The following is an 18,466-nucleotide window of genomic DNA, read 5'->3' on the forward strand; positions in this document are numbered from 1 at the left end:
TAAAAATTAATTTTCTATGTCCGAAAATAATAATAAGCCACCATTACTTATCAAGCTATTAGCATTTATGGCAGGAGTTATAGTTGTCTTTTCTGGTGCTTATCTCAAATATGTATTACAAGGAACCCCAGAAAATTCTCCTCCTTCTCCTCCTATTCAAACTACCAATACACCTGAACCCATATCTGATGAGGTCAAAAACAGAATTAGTGTTGGAGATAAAATTTTTTCTCAATATAATAAAGTTTCAGATTATATAAAAATTCAAAATCTTGCTTCATTAAAAATGAAAGAAAAACAATATAATGAAGCTTATGATAATTTTAACAAATTAAGAGATGAGTATAAAACAACAGGCTCAAATGAATGTGCAGATCCAGAAACCTTGATTTACAAAAATAATGCTCTGATTGGAAATGATCAAGCATATACAATTGCTGTAGTAGTCCCGATAGAAAATTCGGCAGATCGCGCTTTAGAAACCTTGCGTGGTGTTGCTCAGGCTCAAGAAGAATTTAATCATGAATCAGAAAATATAAACGGGAAAAAACTTAGAGTAATTATTGCTAATGAAAAAGATAATGATCTGAAATCAACTGAAATAATAGCACAGACTTTGGGTATAAGCAAAGATATTTTAGGAGTTATTGGTCATTCATCTTCTGATGCTACTGAAGTAGCAGCTCCTATATATCGTAATCATAAATTAGTATCAATTTCTCCCACTAGTACTAAAGTTAATATTGCAGATAATAACCAATATTTTTTTCGTATTGCTCACGACAATCAGGCTGAAGCTAGGGCGCTATCAAATTATATGTTGAGGAATCTTCAACAGAAAAAAGCATCTATTTTATTTAATAGTAGTAGTGTATTCAGTAGATCACTGAGGGATGAGTTCGCTAAGGCTGTAGGAAATAATCAAGGACAAATCCATAAAAAATATGATCTAGATGACAATAGTTTGAAGGGTTCCAGAATTCTGAGTGATTCTAATACAAATAATGTTTCTGTATTTATGTTTGCAGCAAGTAGTAAATATTTACAAGATATAGCCATAAAAATCTACAAGCCAGGATTTCAAAAATTTTATTATTTAGGTGGAGATGCAACCTACAATCCAAAATTGTTGACAGAAGATGTGGGAGAAAGATTACGGAAGATAGTAATTGCTATTCCTTGGCACTATACTATTAATTCTAAAGAATCCCAAAAATTTGTTACTGACTCTTATAAACTTTGGTGTCAGCCAGAAAATAGTGAAGATAAAATAATTTGGCGAACAGCTACTGCTTATGATGCTACAAAGCTTGTAATTGAAGCACTAAAACATAATCCCAGTCGCGAAGGAGTAAAAGACTTCCTCTCCACACTCAAAAAGGGATTTTCATATGATGAGGGAGTGACTGGTGAAATAAAATTTAAGCCAAATGGCGATCGCGCTGGTGAAAGCAAGCTAGTGCAAATGGTAGAAGATGAGAATTCGCCAGAAAAATATGTGTTCAAGTGTATCCAAGGTTGTGAAGGAAAGTAGCATGAGTACAGGTACAGTGTGGCGCTTCTTCTGCTTTCTGCTAAAAACAAAACGGAGTTAATCTGAAGAATGTCTAACAACCTATACGATCGCGATTTGCAATATTGGATAGAGCAAACAATTCAACAATTACGGAATCGTGAATTTGAGTCGCTTGACATTGAGCATTTAATTGAGGAGCTAGTGGATTTGGGTAAGGCGGAAAAAAATGCTCTCAAGAGCAATCTGACTATTTTGTTAGCGCATTTACTCAAGTTAATGGTTCAACACGATGCACCCGATATGATGAAAGGAAGCTGGTATAGTTCGGTACTTGAACATCGTCAACGAGTTCTCAATAATTTATCAGATACTCCTTCTCTCAAAAGTTTTTTGGTTGAAGCAATAGAAAAAGCTTATCCAGATAGTCGAAAGCTAGCAATCAAAGAAGGTAAACTAGCTATATTTGGAGTTCGTGTACCAGAGGAAAGTGAGTATCCAATAGTTTGTCCTTTTTCGGTTGAGCAGATTCTAGATGAGGATTTCTACGGACTGTAATTGCTTGACTGGTGATAGATGGATTTTGGGGAAGAAGAGCGATCGCTTCTCTGAATTATTGCGACTTCCAGGCAGGAGATTGTTAAAATCCTGATATCTTCAATAATTAACCACGGACAAAGTCCTGAAAAAGCGATCGCTATGTCTGATTATCCTCAATTAGAAAAAACGCTGAAATACCACTTTGGTTATGATAATTTCCGCCCTGGACAAAAAGAAATTATCGAAAATGCGCTTTCTAATCGGGATTTGCTGATTATTATGCCCACAGGAGGCGGAAAGTCTTTGTGTTTTCAACTACCTGCACTGATTAAAAAAGGTGTGACAGTAGTAGTATCACCTTTAATCGCTTTGATGCAAGATCAAGTAGAAGCACTGCGAAAAAACGGTGTAGCAGCGACATTTCTCAATAGTAGTCTGAACTCTTACCAGACGCGATCGCGTGAACAATACATCCTTCAAGGTAAAGTTAAATTACTCTACGTCGCTCCAGAACGCCTTGTTAGCGATCGATTTCTCCCATTTCTAGATTTAATTCATCATGAAGTCGGTATTTCTGCCTTTGCTATTGATGAAGCACACTGCGTTTCTGAGTGGGGACACGACTTTCGCCCAGAATATCGCCAATTAATTATACTGCGAAAACGTTACGCTGATGTTCCAACTTGGGCATTTACAGCCACTGCTACTGATCGCGTCCGTCATGATATTACCCAACAACTAGGGTTAAAAGATCCCAGCATTCACATCGCCAGCTTCAACCGCCAAAATCTTTACTACGAAGTTCGTCCCAAAAAAAAGAATGCTTACGCCGAACTCCTAGAATTAATCCGCGATTCTCAAGGTTCGGGAATTATTTACTGTTTAACCCGCAAAAAAGTTGATGAAATCACCTTTAAACTCCAACATGATAAAATTTCTGCCCTACCTTACCACGCTGGTTTGACAGACGAAGAACGAAGTAAAAATCAAACTCGCTTTATTCGTGATGATGTGCGAGTCATGGTAGCAACTATCGCTTTTGGTATGGGTATCAATAAACCAGATGTGCGGTTTGTGATTCACTTTGATATACCCCGGAATTTAGAAAGTTACTATCAAGAATCAGGTAGGGCGGGTAGAGATGGGGAAACTTCACGTTGTATACTTTTTCTCAGCTATGGTGATGTCAAAATTATCGAATTTCTCATCAATCAAAAAAGTGAACCACAAGAACAATTAATAGCTAAACAACAATTGCGACAGATGATAGATTACGCTGAAGGTACAGACTGTCGTCGCACAATCCAACTTAGTTATTTTGGCGAACGTTTTCCGGGAAATTGTGATAATTGTGATAACTGTCGCTATCCCAAACCGATGCAAGATTGGACAGTGGAAGCGATGAAATTCCTCTCGTGTATCGCCCGTTGCAAAGAAAAATTTGGCATGGGTCATATTATAGATGTGCTGCGGGGAGCGAAAACCCAAAAAATTGCCCAATACGAACACGAAAAACTCTCTACCTACGGTATCGGTAAAGATAAAAGTTTGGAAGAATGGCGAATGCTGGGACGTTCTTTGTTACATCAAGGTTTAGTAGAACAAAGTACTGATGGTTACGCTGTTTTAAAACTTAACGCCTTAAGTTGGGAAGTCATGCGACGACAGCGTACAGTTTCGATTGCTGTCACCGTCACCCAAAAGATCACTTGGACTGAAGATAATGCTAAAAGTGTAGAATCAGAAATGTTATTGCAGAGGTTGCGATCGCTACGGAAACAACTAGCAGATGAACAGTCTGTTCCACCTTATGTGATTTTCCCTGATTCGACTCTCAAATTAATGGTTCAAGTCAAACCCCAAACTAAAGATGCATTTAGCCAACTTTCTGGGGTAGGTAGCCATAAATTGAGTCAATATGGTGATAAATTTATTGCCGAAATTCGCGCATATTGCCAAGAAAACAATTATCCAGCACAAAAACAAAACCTTCCCTCTGCTTCTAGTTCGCTTTCTGCTACAGAATTACAGACTTTGCTGTTATATCAACAAGGTTTAAGTATCTCAGAAATTGCCGCAAAACGTAACCTGCGCTCAACAACAATTTTTAGTCATCTCTGCGATTTAATCGAAAAAAATCAACCCATAGACTTAAATCATTTAGTACCGCCAGAAAAACAGCAAAAAATCTTGCAAGTGTTAGAAATTTTAGGAGATATTGCCCTTACCCCAATTAAAGAATATCTTGGCGATAGCTATAGCTTTGAAGAAATTCGTCTAGTCAGAAGTAAGTGGCGAAAAAAGAGCCGTAAGTGAAAGAAGGGATCGGGGATCGGGGATCGGGAAGAGACTTGTTAAATAATTATCCCCACACTCCCAGACGCGCTGTTTGAAGCGTCTCTACATTACTCCCCACACTCCTCACTCTTCCTTTTCCCCGATCCCCTTTCCCCATTACCTTTTACCGACTTCAATAGTATTTTTTGTGACAGATGATTGCGTTCTGCGTCCAGAGAAATCATGTAGTAAACCCATGAGCGCAGGTACAACTGTGGGAGTCAAAATAGTGGAAAATGCTAAACCACCAGTCAGGACGATGCCTAATCCCTGGTATAATTCTGAACCCTGACCTGGTAGGACTGCTAAGGGTAACATTCCTAACACACTAGTTCCCGCAGACATGAAAATTGCCCGTAGGCGATCGCTCGTTGCGTTATAGAGTGATGCATCATAATCTTCGCCTGCTTCCTGAAGTTGCAAGGCTCTATCGACTAACAGAATGGCGTTGTTGACAACCACACCTGTGAGGATCACAAATCCCAAGGCTGTAATCATATCTAACGCCACATTCATTCCGGGAATACGGTTAGCAATGACTAGGCTTAAGAGCGCACCACTCATCCCCATTGGTACAGTAGCCATAATTACTACTGGGTAAAGGAATGAGCGATAAAGTGCTACTAATAACAAGTATGTAATCAAAATCGAAAATGCAAACGCAGCTGCTAGTTGAGTCACAGTTGCTGCTAACTGATCTGCGGAACCTGCTAATTCTAACCGATAACCTGTAGGTAAATTCGCACGCAAAGGAGCAAGAATTTCCTTTTCGGTGCGTTCTACTAAAGTAGCAAGCGGTGCATCCGGTGCGAGGGAGACGGTGAGGCTGATCGATCGCTCTAAATCGACGTGATTAATAACATCCGGCCCAATCGTTTCATTGACTTCAGCGACATCACCCAGTTGTACCTGTCGCCCCTGAGCATAGAGTGGCAATTGTCGCAGTTGTTCTGGTGTTTCCACGGAGGTATTTTGTAATTCCACTGAAACATCAAGTTCTTCTTTGCCATCAATGTAATCGGAAGCAATGCGTCCACCCAATGCTGCTTCTACTATTGAACCAATATCAGCTTCCGAGAGTCCCACTTCTGCAATGCGTTCTCGATTGGGAATCACTTGCAGTTCTCCGGCTCCTGTGACAAAGTTGGAACGTACATTCTGCACTCCCGAAAGTTGCCGCAATTTGGCTGTAATTTGTTTCTCCAGTTCGGTGATCTGATTGAGATCAGCCCCGACAATATCGACTTCAAACTCCTTACCAGGATCACGGAAAATAGAAATCCGAGTTGGTACCATAAAGCGGTATCCAGCAAAGTTACTGCTTTGGGCGCGCAACCGATCTACCATCTCAGCTAATCCGCTTGTGGTGGCAAATTCTGGTTTTAAGATTGTGGCTATCCCCCGCAGTGCGCCGGGACGATCAACATACATAATCCGCTCAACTTCTGGTTGCGATCGCAAAAATTCTTGTATCGGTTCAGATTGGCGAATCGCTTCGGGAATACTGGTTCCTGGTAAAGGTTCCGCCCGCAGGGTAACTAAGTTGCGATTACCTTCTGGTAAGTAATCCGCAGGTGGTAATAGCACAACACTGATCAAAAGTAAAGCAACAGGAATCGACAGTACTAATAATCTCCGACCAATTCGCTTACGTCCCAGTGACCAACTAACTGTAGAAGCGAGAAAGTTTTCCAGTTTGCCTTGAAAATGACGAAATACAGCTGAACATTTAGCAACCGAACGCTCCAACCAATTACCACCCCGATATTCGCCACCCTCCATCATTTGCATTGCTTCCGATTGTTTGAGGAACAATCCCGAAAGCATTGGGACTAAAGTCAATGCGGCGAATAAGGAGAATAGAGAAGAAGCAGAAAGAGCGATCGCCATATCAGCATAAAGTTGTCCAGCTTCACCCGTCACCATAATTAACGGTGCAAACACCACAACGTTAGTTAGGGTAGAACCAAGCATGGCGCTCCAAACTTCTTGTGTACCTTCAATCGCCGCCCGCATGGCACTTTTACCCTGCTGCATATGGGTGAAGACATTCTCAATCACAACGATCGCATTATCTACAACCATACCCACCGCAAACGCCAATCCTGCCAAACTGATAATGTTCAATGTCCGTCCTAATGCAGACATGACGATAAACACCATAATCAGTGTAGTTGGAATTGTGATCGCTACCACCGCCACGGTACGCATAGAACCGAGGAACAAAATTAGGACAATGGTAGCTAGCAGCGCTCCACTCACCAAATTGCCTTGGACAAAAGACACCGATTGATTAATATATTGGCTCTCGTCATAGTTGTAGACAAACCGAATTCCCTGATTTTGCTTGTCAAACTCTGTTTGCAGTGCAGCTATTTCGGCGCGAATACCTTTAGCAACCTCTGGAACATTTGCCCCAATTTGCCGAATCACACCGACTGCTACCCCTGGTTTACCGTTAAATACCAACGCACTATCTTGCGGTTTGCGCCCCATCTGTACCTGAGCGACATCTCGCAAGTAAACTGTACCAGATTGATCACGTCGGAGTACAAAGCCTTCTATTTGTGATAAATCTTGGGAACGGCTGACTGTGCGTACTCGATATTCCCGTCGTCCTAAAATTAACGGCCCACCCCGGATATCGCGGTTGTTTTCCCGCAGTACCTCCACCACGTTACCAATGGTGAGGTTGCGATCTGACAATGCTTTCGGGTCAATCTTCACTTCTACTTCTCGCTCTTGTCCACCGACTACGAGAAATTGTCCTGTTCCCTCCACCCGTCGCAACCGGGGAATTACGACTTCTTCGGCTAAATCTCGATAGCGGTTAGCATCCGGTTGAAATCCTTCCTTTGTATCAAAAGGAATCCACATCATCGGGGAACTATTACCGCCCACCAATTCTACACTCGATTCTTGAGCTTCTGGAGGTAAGCTTTCCACCTGCTGCAAGCGGTTGATCACATCGATCATCCGCTCCTGCACATCGGCATCCTGAGTAAATTCTAGCGTGATGCTACTGCGTCCAGATCGAGAATTACTTGTGATTTCTTGAACACCCAGCACCTCTTCCATTTGCTCTTCAATTGGGCGCGTAATCAGGTCTTCGACCTCCGTCGGCCCTGCACCTGGGTAGGTGGTAGTAATCGTAATTTCCGGGCGATCGCCTCCTGGTTGCAATTCTAAAGGCAGATTCAGCAGCGAAAATACTCCCAATATTGATAGTAAGCAAAACAGGACAAAAGTACCATGTCGCCAACGCACAGAAGTTTCGATGAAGTTCATAGTGGGATTGGGGATTGGGGATTGGGGATCGGGGATTGGGGATCGGGGATTGGGGATCGGGGATTGGGGATCGGGGATCGGGGAAAAGACTTGTTAAATAATTCTTCCCACACTTCCCAGACGCGATGAATCGCGTCTCTACATTACTCCCTACACTCCCTTTAACTGCGATCAACTATTTTCACTGGCGCACCATCTTGCAAGCCGTCACCGCCACGTAGGACGATGCGTTGTCCGGGTTGGAGGGATGAATGGTAAATTGCCATGTCTTTGCCCATGTCAGCAACCATTTCTACCTGAATTTGTTTGGCTTTGCCATCGGCGACTGTGAAGACAAACCATTCGTTTTGCCTTCTGGTTAAGGCGTCTCGTGAGACGACAAAGCTAGGGCGATTTGCAGGCATATTGAGGTTGCCTGCGATCGCCATTCCTGGTAATAATCCTGATGGTGGTTTGTTAATTTGGACACGTACTCGTTGACGACGGGAGGCACTGTCGGCAGAGGGAACGACGGCGGTGATTGTGGCTCGTTGTTTCCATTGTGGTAGGGCGCGAGCTGTGAGTTCAATTGCCATACCAGGGGTGACTCGACCAGTTAATTCTTCTGGTAACTCTAGGAAAATGTCAAAGCGATCGCCTGCTACTAGGGTGACAATTTGATTAGAGCTTTGCACCAAATCACCATTACTTACATGCCGTGTCTGCACTACACCTGATTCCGATGCCACAATCCGAGTCCGTTGTTGTGCTAGTTGTACTTGTGCCAAGTTCGCTTGGGCTGCTTCTACGTTGGCTCGTTGAGCGGCGATTTCTTCTTGAATTGGCCCTGCTTTGGCTTCTGCTAGTTCTGCTTGGGCTTCTAATACTGTTCCCTGGATGTCATTTAAACTTGTTTGCGCTTCTACTAGTAATCTTTGTGACAATGCACCTTCTTTTACCAAGTCACTAGTACGCCTCAAATTATCCTGCGCTTCTTGTTCTCGTGCCTTGGCGGATGTGACGGCTGCTTGACGTTGAGCAATAATTTCTGGACGAGTACCTACTTCTAAACGTGCTAAATTGCTACGTTGCTGTGCTAGTTGCGCCCGTGCTTGAGCGATCGCCAATTGCTGATCAGAGTCATCTAAGACGGCTATTACCATTCCTGTCTTGACGCGATCGCCCGGTTGCACTAAAATTTTTTCTACAATTCCACCAGTTTGAGCGCGCAGTGTGGATTGTTGAGTGGCTTCCACTTGTCCCAAAAGCTGTACATTCCTGGTAGCAGTTCCAGTGGCCAGAGTGATGGTTTCAATGGGGCGTGGCGGTGGTGCTTGCTGCTGTTGAGCCACAGAAGGTTGCGGTGCGCCACCAGGAGCCAGCATCCGCCAAAGGATAAGACCCCCAGTGGTGAAAAACAAAATTATCAGTGTCCGGAACCAGGGTTTGCCAGAACGGGTAGGTACTGACTCAGAGGTTACAGAACTGTCTGACTGGGTTTGGGGCGTTGAAACTGGAGCTTCAGAAGTATCCATAGCGGTTGATGGCAAGCTATTGAGGATTTAGGACTAATGAATAAGAAGCCAGAATACAGAAGGAAAAATATCAGACCTCTTGCAAAAATACATGAGTGCTAGAGCTGGGAAAAGGGTAAAGGTAAAAGGATTTTTCAATTCTTTTAACCCTTGCCCTAACTTCTGCAAGAAGTTTCATCAAAGTGCTGAAAGTTTTATTATTTATAGTTTGCTGGATAAATGTGACAAAATAATGTCAAAGTTTGTAGTTTGATAGAGAAATATTACAAAAGATTTGAAATTTGGTCATTGGTCATTGGTCATTGGTCATTGGTCATTAGATCTCTTGCAAAAGTCGAATTAACCCCCCTCAATCCCCCCGTGAACGAGGGGAAGATTTAGTTCCCTCCCCGTTTACGGGGAGGGTTAGGGTGGGGTAAAAATATTTTTGCAAGAAGTCTATTGGTCATTTGTCATTAGTAAGGATTTTAGGCTTGTTTACTTTTGGTGAAGACCGACTGATTTCTCCAGTCCTTGATAGCGAATTAGTTCGCTGACTCGTTCCCGTGATAAACCCAACTCGCGACTGATGTTAGCTTCAAGCTGATTAGGATTGGTGATTGAGAACTCAAACTTCATAGTTTTGAGAGGTGAGTGATTTGTTTTCACATTCACCAGCGAAATTCCTTGCGCTGGAATAACTTCCACTTCGATCGCCACTACCTTTTTCATAATCTGCCGTGTCAATTGCGTATCTGCTTGCAGATATTTTTTATGACTGTAGGTACGATTGAGGATGCGATCTCCCACCAAACCGCTTCCCACCCAAAAAACCAGTCCAATCAACGGTAATGATGACCAAAACACAAACCCTAATGTTTGTAATACTGAAAAAAGTTGAAGTTGACGCATGGAAGGAATAGGTACGGGTAAACTAAGGGTTTAAACCCTTAGCTAATAGCACAAGTCGTCTAAAAACGACTTCATAAAATCAAGCAGTCTGCTTAAGCATTAGGTGTGAGACTGTGATTCAATGGTAGGCGGATTTTTTGGCGTTGCTGAATTTCGTCATGAATGATGTTTGTATACATATTTGTCGTTCGATGCGAAATCCTTGTAGAGACGTAGCATTGCTACGTCTCTACATAAGCGTGAATTATAAATTCATTTCTGTGATTCAGCAACGGCGATTTTTTGATATTGTACAGACGCGAGGAACATCGGGTCTTTATTTGTGCCGACTTACTTATCTTAAAACTAGCAAGTTAAAATTACAGCAAGCTGAACAGGGATGTTGATTTTACTGGTTGAAGACGACCCAGCCCAATTGGAACCACTGCGAGCAGCACTATTAAAAGTAGGGCATACTGTAGATGCGATTGAAGATGGAGAAACAGCACAATGGTTTGCTTTTCAAAAAGATTATGATTTATTGATTTTAGATTGGATGTTACCTAAGATGAGTGGGGTAGAACTGTGTCAGTCATATCGACGAGCAGGTAAAGTCGCTCCAGTACTGATATTGACTGCGAAAGACACGGTTACAGATAAAGTGATGGGTTTAGATGCGGGTGCGGATGATTACTTAGTCAAACCAGTAGATGTATTAGAATTTTTGGCGCGGGTACGGGCATTGGGAAGGCGATCGCCAATGTGGCAAGGAGATATACTCAGCTTAAGTGGCTTGCATCTGCATGTATCTAATTTGACTATTGAGCTTGATGCAATCACAACTCAACTTTCTAGCCGGGAGTTCCAATTGATGGAATATTTGATGCGTCATCCCCGCCAAATTTTATCTCATGATCAGATTGAGCAAGCTCTGTGGAGTTGCGGAGAAGAACCCGAAAGTAACGCAGTCACAACTTTGGTACGTCGCTTGCGCCAACGTTTGCAAATCATTGGGGCTAGAGATTGGCTCGAAACGGTGCATCGGGTAGGCTATCGGTTGAATCCGCCGAATTCATAACAATACCTTCGCCAAATTGCTGCAAAAATGTTTGATCGTAGTCGTCGTAATCTTGCTCACTGGTTCGCCCTATCGATGGGTGGAATTCTGTTTGCGTTTGCTGGAGTGGGTTACTGTCTGAATGTAGAGGAGCAGTTGCGGTTTTTTGATGAGGAATTATTTTCCCAAAGTAAAAGTTTTGCTAGTAAAACTCAGTATACCCTTGGTCAAAATCAAGGCGATCGCACTCCTCTAGAAAAAGACCTATCATTAAATAATGGACTGCTATACGCCCGGTGGTACAATGCTGACAAACAACTCGTGCAGTCTATTGGTTCATTGGGTGCAAAACAGTTAACCGCAGAACCTGGATTTCAAACTTTGCAACTGTCAGGAGACATAGACTACACTACAATCACTTGGGTTCGCCAGGTTACTATTCCCGTTTTGCAAAATAAAGAGTTGATCGGTTATTTTCAAGCAGCAGCTCGCTTGGACTCACTACGCAATAGCTTAAATCAAGCTCGCTTGTTTTTAGCTTTGGGTGTTCCATTCACTTTTGTTCTGATTGGAATTACAGGTTGGTTTTTAGGGGGATTAGCAATGCGACCAACCCGCCGAGCTTATCAGCAATTACAGCGATTTACGGCGGATGCTTCCCATGAACTACGCACACCTATAGCAACAATGTTAAGTAATGCTCAAGTTGCTTTAATCCCACCCGAAGATCCTTCGGAGCAACGACTACGGTTGCAAAACATAGCAGAAACAGCCAAGTCTATGAGTGTGCTGATCAATAATCTGTTGTTTCTGTCACGCCATGATAGCTCACTAGCGGAAACTACATTCAAATCGATTGATTTAACTCAACTGTTGCGATCGCTTGCTACGGAGTTCACCACTCAAGCTGCTGCTCAAAGTTTAAATTTCAGCACCCAATTACCAGAGCAGTCTGTGATCTTACACGCCGATCCGAATTTGCTCAAACAAGCGATTATCAATCTCCTGAGTAACGCTTGCAAATACACTCCCGCAGAAGGTGAAGTACAATTGCGTCTTTTTACCCAGTTCCACTGCGCGGTGATTCAGGTGAAAGACAATGGTATCGGGATTCCCGCTAGCGATTTACCTTATATCTTTGATCGTTTTTATCGCGTAGATATGGTTCGCTCTCGTCAAACTGGTGGCTTTGGATTGGGATTGGCGATCGCTCAACAAATTGTGCAAGCTCACCAAGGACAAATTTCTGTCAAGAGTATAATTGCTCAAGGTTCAACTTTTCAAATCGAACTTCCGCTCAAAGTTTGAACAGTTATCAGTTAAGTAAAACAGCGCAAATAACAAAAGGTTCGTAGTAAGGACTTTAGTCCTTACTACGAACTTATTTTACTGAGCAGTATTAGCGATGACACCAACTAAATTCAAGTTTTTCAAAATGTCTGTTGCTTGAATTAAATCAGCTTGGGAAACTTTACCAACGCGTGACACCATGATGATGCGATCGCACAAGGTTGCTAAAATTCTGGCGTCAACTGTCTTGAGAATCGCAGGAGCATCGATTAATACTAAGTCGTAAGTCTGCTCAAACGACTCAAGCAGTTCTTTCATTCGTCCCGAACTGAGCAATTTGACTGGATCTTCCACTGGGGAACCGGCTGTTAAAACATCAATTAGGGGATGAACTGGTTGAATATAATCTTGATCAGATGTATTACTTTCATCAAGCAACAGTAGAGATAGTCCCCAATTGTTGGAGAGTTCCAAGGTTTTGTGCAGACTCGGTTCTCGCAGATTGGCATCAATCAATAGTACCCGTTTATGCATACGAGCAGCACTTACCGCCAGTCCCAAAGCAATGCTTGTCTTACCTTCTTTTGGTTGTGCGGATGTCAACATCACAGATTTAGAAGACACAGAAGATGTGATGATTTGCAGGTTTTGATAAGCGATATCTAAGCTTTCGTGGGATGGCCAAGCAGCATAGACAGGTAGAGTTTTGGTCTGAGATGTGTCTTTGTCTTGATCTGTGTGAGAACGCCAGATTTTTGCTAAGTTTAAAAGCTGTTTGTCACGACGAGGTTTGCTGAGTTTTGAAACTGTTGCTAGTAACCGCAGATGTGTCAGTTTTTGTAATTCTTGCGGAGAATAGACAACATCGTCAGATAATTCCCGCATGATCGCTGTTCCTACACTCACTAAAGGTGCAAGGATTATTCCTCCCAAAATAAATAATAAGCTGTTGCTACCTAAATCAGTTCCGCGTAGGGGTTCTTCCAAGACTTGCAAATCGGAGCCTGTTTGAGCAATTCTTAATCCTAAAGCTTGTTGTGCTGCGGTCATTTGCTCAAGCTTTTTGCGAGTTGCTTGCACTTCGGGTAACAAACGGTTGTACTCGGAGATGAGACTGGGATACTTGCTGAGTTCTGAGCGAACTTGCTTTTCTGATTCCGTCAAACTCTGTTCATTAGCGCGTAGTCCCTCAGCAGTTGTTTGCACCTCGATTAATTGTTGCATGAGCTTTTGGTCAATTTCTCCTAGCAATCCTGGGATTAATTGGGGTTGTTCTGGAGAAGGTTTTTCTTCTGCTAATGCTCGCTTCAGTACTTCCCACTTGCTTGAGTTTTCCAACTTAGTATCAGTTGCTTGTTTGGTTAAATCTTTATTAGATAGCGATCGCTCAATTTCTTTTTGCAATAAATCTAGTTGACTTTGGTGCTGCTGAATCAAGTTTTGGACTACGGGAGAGTCATCTGTAAAGCGTTGGCGTTCCTCACTCAAAGACAGTTCTGTTTTTTGAATTTCATCAAGTAAGCTTTGATAGCTGTTCGACTGACTCACAGGTGAGGGAAGAGGTATATTTTGAGGCGAATAAGCTATTTCCTTTTGCAGATTTTTATGACGCGCTTGGACATCTTGTAATTGAGCGCGAGTGGTTTGTAATTGCTTTTTAATTTCTGCAAGGTTTTCTAGGAGAATTTTACCTTGTACCTCTGGATCAATCAAATTGTACTTTTTGCGAAACTTTTCGAGATTTCCCTCTGCTTGCTTGACTTCCTGCTTAATTTTAGTGAGGCGAACATTAACAAAATTTAGTGCTTGATCAAGGCGCTGTTTTCGTTGTTGAAGCTCATAATCTTTGTATACCTTTTGCAGAGCTTGTAGAACTTTCTGTGCTTTTATCGGATCATTGCTCTCAAAGGAAAGCTCAAATACTTGTCCAAAAACTTGATTAGTTCCTCCTCCCGCATCGATAACAGTGATTGCTAAAGGTCTTTTTTGAGGATTTTTATGCTTACCTTTGATATCTTCAACTGTGAGGTCAGGATACTCAGAATGCAATGAATTTACAGCTTTTTGGATTAGCTTTGAGCTAAATATTAAACCCAATTGAGGATTGTATTCTACACCTTTAAAAGTATATTCTCCTGTATTTTTATTTGTATTGGTTGATATATTACTTGCTGTTTCAGCTTCAGCTATATCAGAACTAACAAGTAACTGCATAGAGCTTTGGTATGTAGGTTTGGCTTTCAAAGCCAATATACCTGCAACCGATATCACAACACAGGAAATTCCCAAAATTAAAAAGCGCCTACGAAACAAAATTGTAGAGATTTGTTTGATGTCCGCCGTGTCTTTTTGGGAAAATAAAACCAGTTTTCCTCTATTCAAGCTAGTGTCATTCACCATCAAAATCCTCTATTTTGCAACACTATTTTTCCAGTCAAGAGTCATTGATTCTTGATTTAAGAAGATTGAATAGTAGGCTATTGTTTGTAATTGCCGCCTACTCAATAATTTATACTTTGATTTGTAGCAATACAAGTTAATTACAGTAACCGTAAAATTCGCATTTCAGATATTAAAACTTATCACTTGATGAACAATTGTATTTAATTCTGATTTCAGAGTCATGTAAATAGGCATAAATAAGCAAAAAGAAGAGACTCGATTGTTGGTTGATAATTACCGCTATTTTTAGTTGATATCAACCTAAAGTGATTATCCCGAAATCGTCAACCCTTTTGGTCAATCTTTACCATTTCATAATTCGGCAATTGTCGGGGGATAAAGTAATTCTTTTTGGGATTTTATACAAATTTTTCGATAATTTTACTTCTGGTAAAATTTTTTGCTGAATATGTGTCTTTACTGTAAACTAAATACTTTTAAAGTTACTATTTTTACGTTAACTCTGGTATATTAACAAACTTAATGATAGCCAATCTGAATTTTGAATCTAAATGAAGTTAGGAAGGTGAAATCCTTACGATTGAAATCTTTTTTAGCTGAGGCTTTCAATCACCACGGATGCTTGCCAATGCTTATTAGTGGATAAATGACAACATATATAATTTTGAATATTTACTTTAATGAAAAGTTGATAATAGAGTAAGTTTGTATAATAATACTATTAAATAATCGTCTGCAACGAATTAAGTCAATATAGTTTATCCCTACACTTTGTATTTTTAGTCTCAAACACAACAATTAAATTACCTAAATAATTTTAATTTTTTATCAGAAAAAATTAAAGATTATGTAAAGTCATTTATACTTGGTGGTTAATGGTTGTGGCGATTAATTACCACTGCGATGGTCAGTTAGCGATTTAAAACACAAAGGTAAACGCAGAGGGGCGCGGAGTTTTGGTGTCAAAATTTCGCCATGAATTTATCCAATTTTGTACTTAGTCTCGCAAACATTCAAATCATTACATAGGCGTAATATATCCTACGTAACTCTAACTTGATTTAGATGCACTGGTTGAGGTTAATTCTGCTTCTCGTCTTCTAGGTACTTCATAACTCATAAAATCATAAGCCATACTTGTTTTAGGAAAAATAGCACGGGCTTCTTCAAGTAAATCTTTTAACTCTATGCCATTTCCAGGAGCATAACGAGGGCTAAAATGAGTCATGATTAAGCGATGCACCCCCGCAGCTAAGGCTGTTTGGGCTGCCATAGTAGATGTAGAATGTAAACGTTGAAAAGCCATCTCAGCATCTTGGTGAGAAAAAGTTGCTTCATGAATTAACACATCTGCATCCTGTGCTAATTCCACTGCATTTTCAGAATAAATTGTGTCTGTGCAGTAGGCTACTTTGCGTCCAATTTCTGTGGGACCACAAAAATCTGCGCCATGAAATACCCTTCCATCGGGTAGAGTGACGGTTTCACCACGTTTGAGTTGACCGTAAACGCGTCCAGGGGGAATTCCCATAGCTTTGGCTTTTTCAATATCAAAGCGTCCTGCTCGGTCTTTTTCTGCGACACGGTAGCCAAAGGTCGTAATCCGATGATGCAAAGAATTACAGGTGACACTAAACTCGTCATCTTCGTAAATTAACCCTGGACGGACAGCATGAACCTTGACAGGGTAAGAAAAATGTGTATGAGAATAGCGTAAAGCTGATTGTAAATATTCATTCAATCCGGGTGGACCATATATATCAATGCGTTCAACATTACCTGCTAAACCACAACTAGCCAGCAGACCCATTAAACCAAAGATGTGGTCGCCGTGCATGTGAGTAATAAAAATTCGGGAGAGTTGACTACTTTTGAGTTCACTTCGTAAAAGTTGGTGCTGAGTACCTTCGCCACAGTCAAATAGCCACAACTCTGCTCTTTGGGGTAATCTGAGAGCAACACTGGAAACATTACGCGATCGCGTTGGTACTCCGGAACTCGTCCCTAAAAATGTGATTTGCACAGCGTTATACCCGTTCTCCTTTAACCACTCACTGATATTAGGTGCTTCATCTTACTTATATAGTGGCACAGGACTCCTATTTCTTCTTTGTGTCTTGGTGTCTTGGTGTTTCAATAATTATTTTTTCACCACCAAGACACTAAGACACCAAGAAAGAAATTTTCATTTTCCAAGTTTACTTGATTCGGTGTGGTTATTAATTTTTGATTTGTCTTTGACGATAACTTTGACTCTGACACCGACACCTTTTTTTACTAAGACGCGGACTTTAACAATGAGATTACCGACTTTGACTAGAACCTCTACCTTAACCGGCATGAGTTTTTTTGTTAAAGGATTAAAAACATCCCTTTAAAGCTGGCATATATTAATTAGGTTATCAGTCCAATTTCATACAGTCGGTAAATATTAAATTGTGATTCAAATGTCATGAAGAACGGAACAAAACGCGTCCTGGAATTACCTCATCGTTAATTTTGGCATACACCCGCAGACAGGCGGACACTTCTCCTGGGACACCACCAAAGTCTAGTTGTAAATCGTCTTTTGAGTAAGTGTAGATATCGGCGTAGGTTCCCCACAGTGGGCGGATTTGTACCTGATAACCAGCTTCGCGGGCTTTTTCCACGACGCTATCGAGAGTCCGACGGGCTTCTTGTTGGAGTTTTCCCCACCAAGAAAAGCGATCGCACGGTGGCAAGTATACTAAAGAATGAATCGCCTCATCTAAATCTAGTCTGGCACGGAGTGCGATCGCGGGGTCAGCATTGGTAGTACTAGAGACACGCCCAAATCGATCTACTAGTGCTGTCACATACTTAGATTTTTCTGCTTCTGAACTCAAAGGTCTAACGCCAAAGCGGTCTACACTTTTTAAAGCATGGTGTAAACACGTATCTGTTTCGATAAAATTGAGACAAACAGATACAATCCCGGCTAATACATCTAATCCCCCACCTCTTTTTTCTACTTGCAACTGTGGATCAAAATCAATCTGATCTGATAAAAACAAGCCGGTTGCATAAACACTTCCCTGTAAACCAGAGTAAACAGGTTCATTGCGGCTAAAACCAATCTGTTGGACAGCAAACTTTTCTTCCAAAGCGCCTAGCTGACTGACTTCTGCTAAAATGCATTCCCGCCAAGTATGGGCTAGTTTTTCCGGGACTCGTAGCAGCAAGCGTTGGATTTCGTTCCACAAATCAAGATCATTGTTGCTGTGAAACTGGTACGCACCAATATATTGCAACAATTCTTGATCAGCCAGCAAAGCATCACCAATGTGTTTCAGTTTCTGTTCTTTGGGAATTTCCAACTGAATTGGTTCCAACACATCTTCCCAGGTGGGGGGAGTGGGGGAAGTAATGATCTCTAATTTCTGTGGTTGCAAAAGTTGATCTAATTCGCGCACAACTTCCTGACAAGCGCTGTTACCGGGATCTGTTGTATCTTCTTTGAGTGCTTCTTGTAATTGAGTCCGCAGTCCATGTAAACCTAACCGCAGTACCCAAGCTAATTGTGAATCCTCAATTTCCAATAATTTGCTGAGGTGCTGCATGTTCTCTCCATTATTTCTGCAAAACTGACGCAAAATCCCTCTCTTCTTTCTTTGCGTCCTTCGCGTCCTACCC

The 18,466-nt window shown here is 41.6% G+C and carries 12 protein-coding genes; 5 read left to right on the plus strand and 7 right to left on the minus strand.

The window, feature by feature from the left end; translation table 11 throughout:
* Positions 1–16: 16 nt before the first annotated feature.
* From ACE1AT_RS07185 to recQ, 3 genes are all read left to right on the plus strand, one after another.
* Positions 17–1,534 carry an ABC transporter substrate-binding protein gene (locus ACE1AT_RS07185; RefSeq protein ID WP_374866740.1) on the plus strand — a complete coding sequence of 506 codons (1,518 nt, stop codon included), beginning with the start codon at positions 17–19 and terminating at the stop codon, positions 1,532–1,534.
* Between the two features lie 69 nt (positions 1,535–1,603).
* A complete protein-coding gene (locus ACE1AT_RS07190; RefSeq protein WP_374866741.1) occupies positions 1,604–2,071 on the plus strand; it encodes a DUF29 domain-containing protein in 468 nt (155 codons plus the stop codon).
* 141 nt (positions 2,072–2,212) lie between these two features.
* Positions 2,213–4,369 (plus strand): DNA helicase RecQ, encoded by a 2,157-nt coding sequence (gene recQ, locus ACE1AT_RS07195; protein WP_374866743.1) that lies wholly within the window; start codon positions 2,213–2,215, stop codon positions 4,367–4,369.
* A 138-nt stretch (positions 4,370–4,507) separates the two neighbouring features.
* Here the strand turns inward: recQ and ACE1AT_RS07200 are convergent, their stop codons facing one another.
* The 3 genes from ACE1AT_RS07200 to ACE1AT_RS07210 form a co-directional block, all read right to left on the minus strand.
* Positions 4,508–7,678, minus strand: coding sequence for an efflux RND transporter permease subunit (locus ACE1AT_RS07200; protein ID WP_374866745.1), 3,171 nt, complete (start codon positions 7,676–7,678; stop codon positions 4,508–4,510).
* 161 nt (positions 7,679–7,839) lie between these two features.
* Positions 7,840–9,192 (minus strand): efflux RND transporter periplasmic adaptor subunit, encoded by a 1,353-nt coding sequence (locus ACE1AT_RS07205; protein ID WP_374866747.1) that lies wholly within the window; start codon positions 9,190–9,192, stop codon positions 7,840–7,842.
* A 477-nt stretch (positions 9,193–9,669) separates the two neighbouring features.
* On the minus strand, positions 9,670–10,083 hold the full coding sequence (locus ACE1AT_RS07210) for a hypothetical protein (RefSeq protein WP_374866749.1): 414 nt from the start codon (positions 10,081–10,083) through the stop codon (positions 9,670–9,672).
* Between the two features lie 379 nt (positions 10,084–10,462).
* Between ACE1AT_RS07210 and ACE1AT_RS07215 the strand changes: the two genes are divergently transcribed.
* The gene (locus ACE1AT_RS07215; RefSeq protein ID WP_374866751.1) at positions 10,463–11,140 is read left to right on the plus strand and encodes a response regulator transcription factor; all 678 of its coding nucleotides are present in this window, start codon (positions 10,463–10,465) and stop codon (positions 11,138–11,140) included.
* Positions 11,141–11,167: 27 nt separating this feature from the next.
* The gene (locus ACE1AT_RS07220; RefSeq protein WP_374866753.1) at positions 11,168–12,427 is read left to right on the plus strand and encodes a sensor histidine kinase; all 1,260 of its coding nucleotides are present in this window, start codon (positions 11,168–11,170) and stop codon (positions 12,425–12,427) included.
* A gap of 78 nt (positions 12,428–12,505) precedes the next feature.
* Here the strand turns inward: ACE1AT_RS07220 and ACE1AT_RS07225 are convergent, their stop codons facing one another.
* The 4 genes from ACE1AT_RS07225 to ACE1AT_RS07240 all read right to left on the minus strand — a co-directional run bounded on the left by ACE1AT_RS07225 (position 12,506) and on the right by ACE1AT_RS07240 (position 18,393).
* Entirely contained in the window at positions 12,506–14,809 is a 2,304-nt protein-coding gene (locus tag ACE1AT_RS07225; protein WP_374866755.1) for a GumC family protein, read from the minus strand.
* Between the two features lie 1,054 nt (positions 14,810–15,863).
* Positions 15,864–16,835 (minus strand): ribonuclease Z, encoded by a 972-nt coding sequence (locus tag ACE1AT_RS07230; protein ID WP_374866757.1) that lies wholly within the window; start codon positions 16,833–16,835, stop codon positions 15,864–15,866.
* 162 nt (positions 16,836–16,997) lie between these two features.
* Positions 16,998–17,153, minus strand: coding sequence for a hypothetical protein (locus ACE1AT_RS07235; RefSeq protein WP_374866759.1), 156 nt, complete (start codon positions 17,151–17,153; stop codon positions 16,998–17,000).
* Positions 17,154–17,262: 109 nt separating this feature from the next.
* Positions 17,263–18,393 (minus strand): hypothetical protein, encoded by a 1,131-nt coding sequence (locus ACE1AT_RS07240; RefSeq protein ID WP_374866761.1) that lies wholly within the window; start codon positions 18,391–18,393, stop codon positions 17,263–17,265.
* Positions 18,394–18,466 lie beyond the last annotated feature (73 nt).

Origin of the sequence: Pelatocladus sp. BLCC-F211 (assembly GCF_041928655.1) — a bacterium.
In the GTDB taxonomy this organism is placed as follows: Bacteria; Cyanobacteriota; Cyanobacteriia; order Cyanobacteriales; family Nostocaceae; genus Pelatocladus.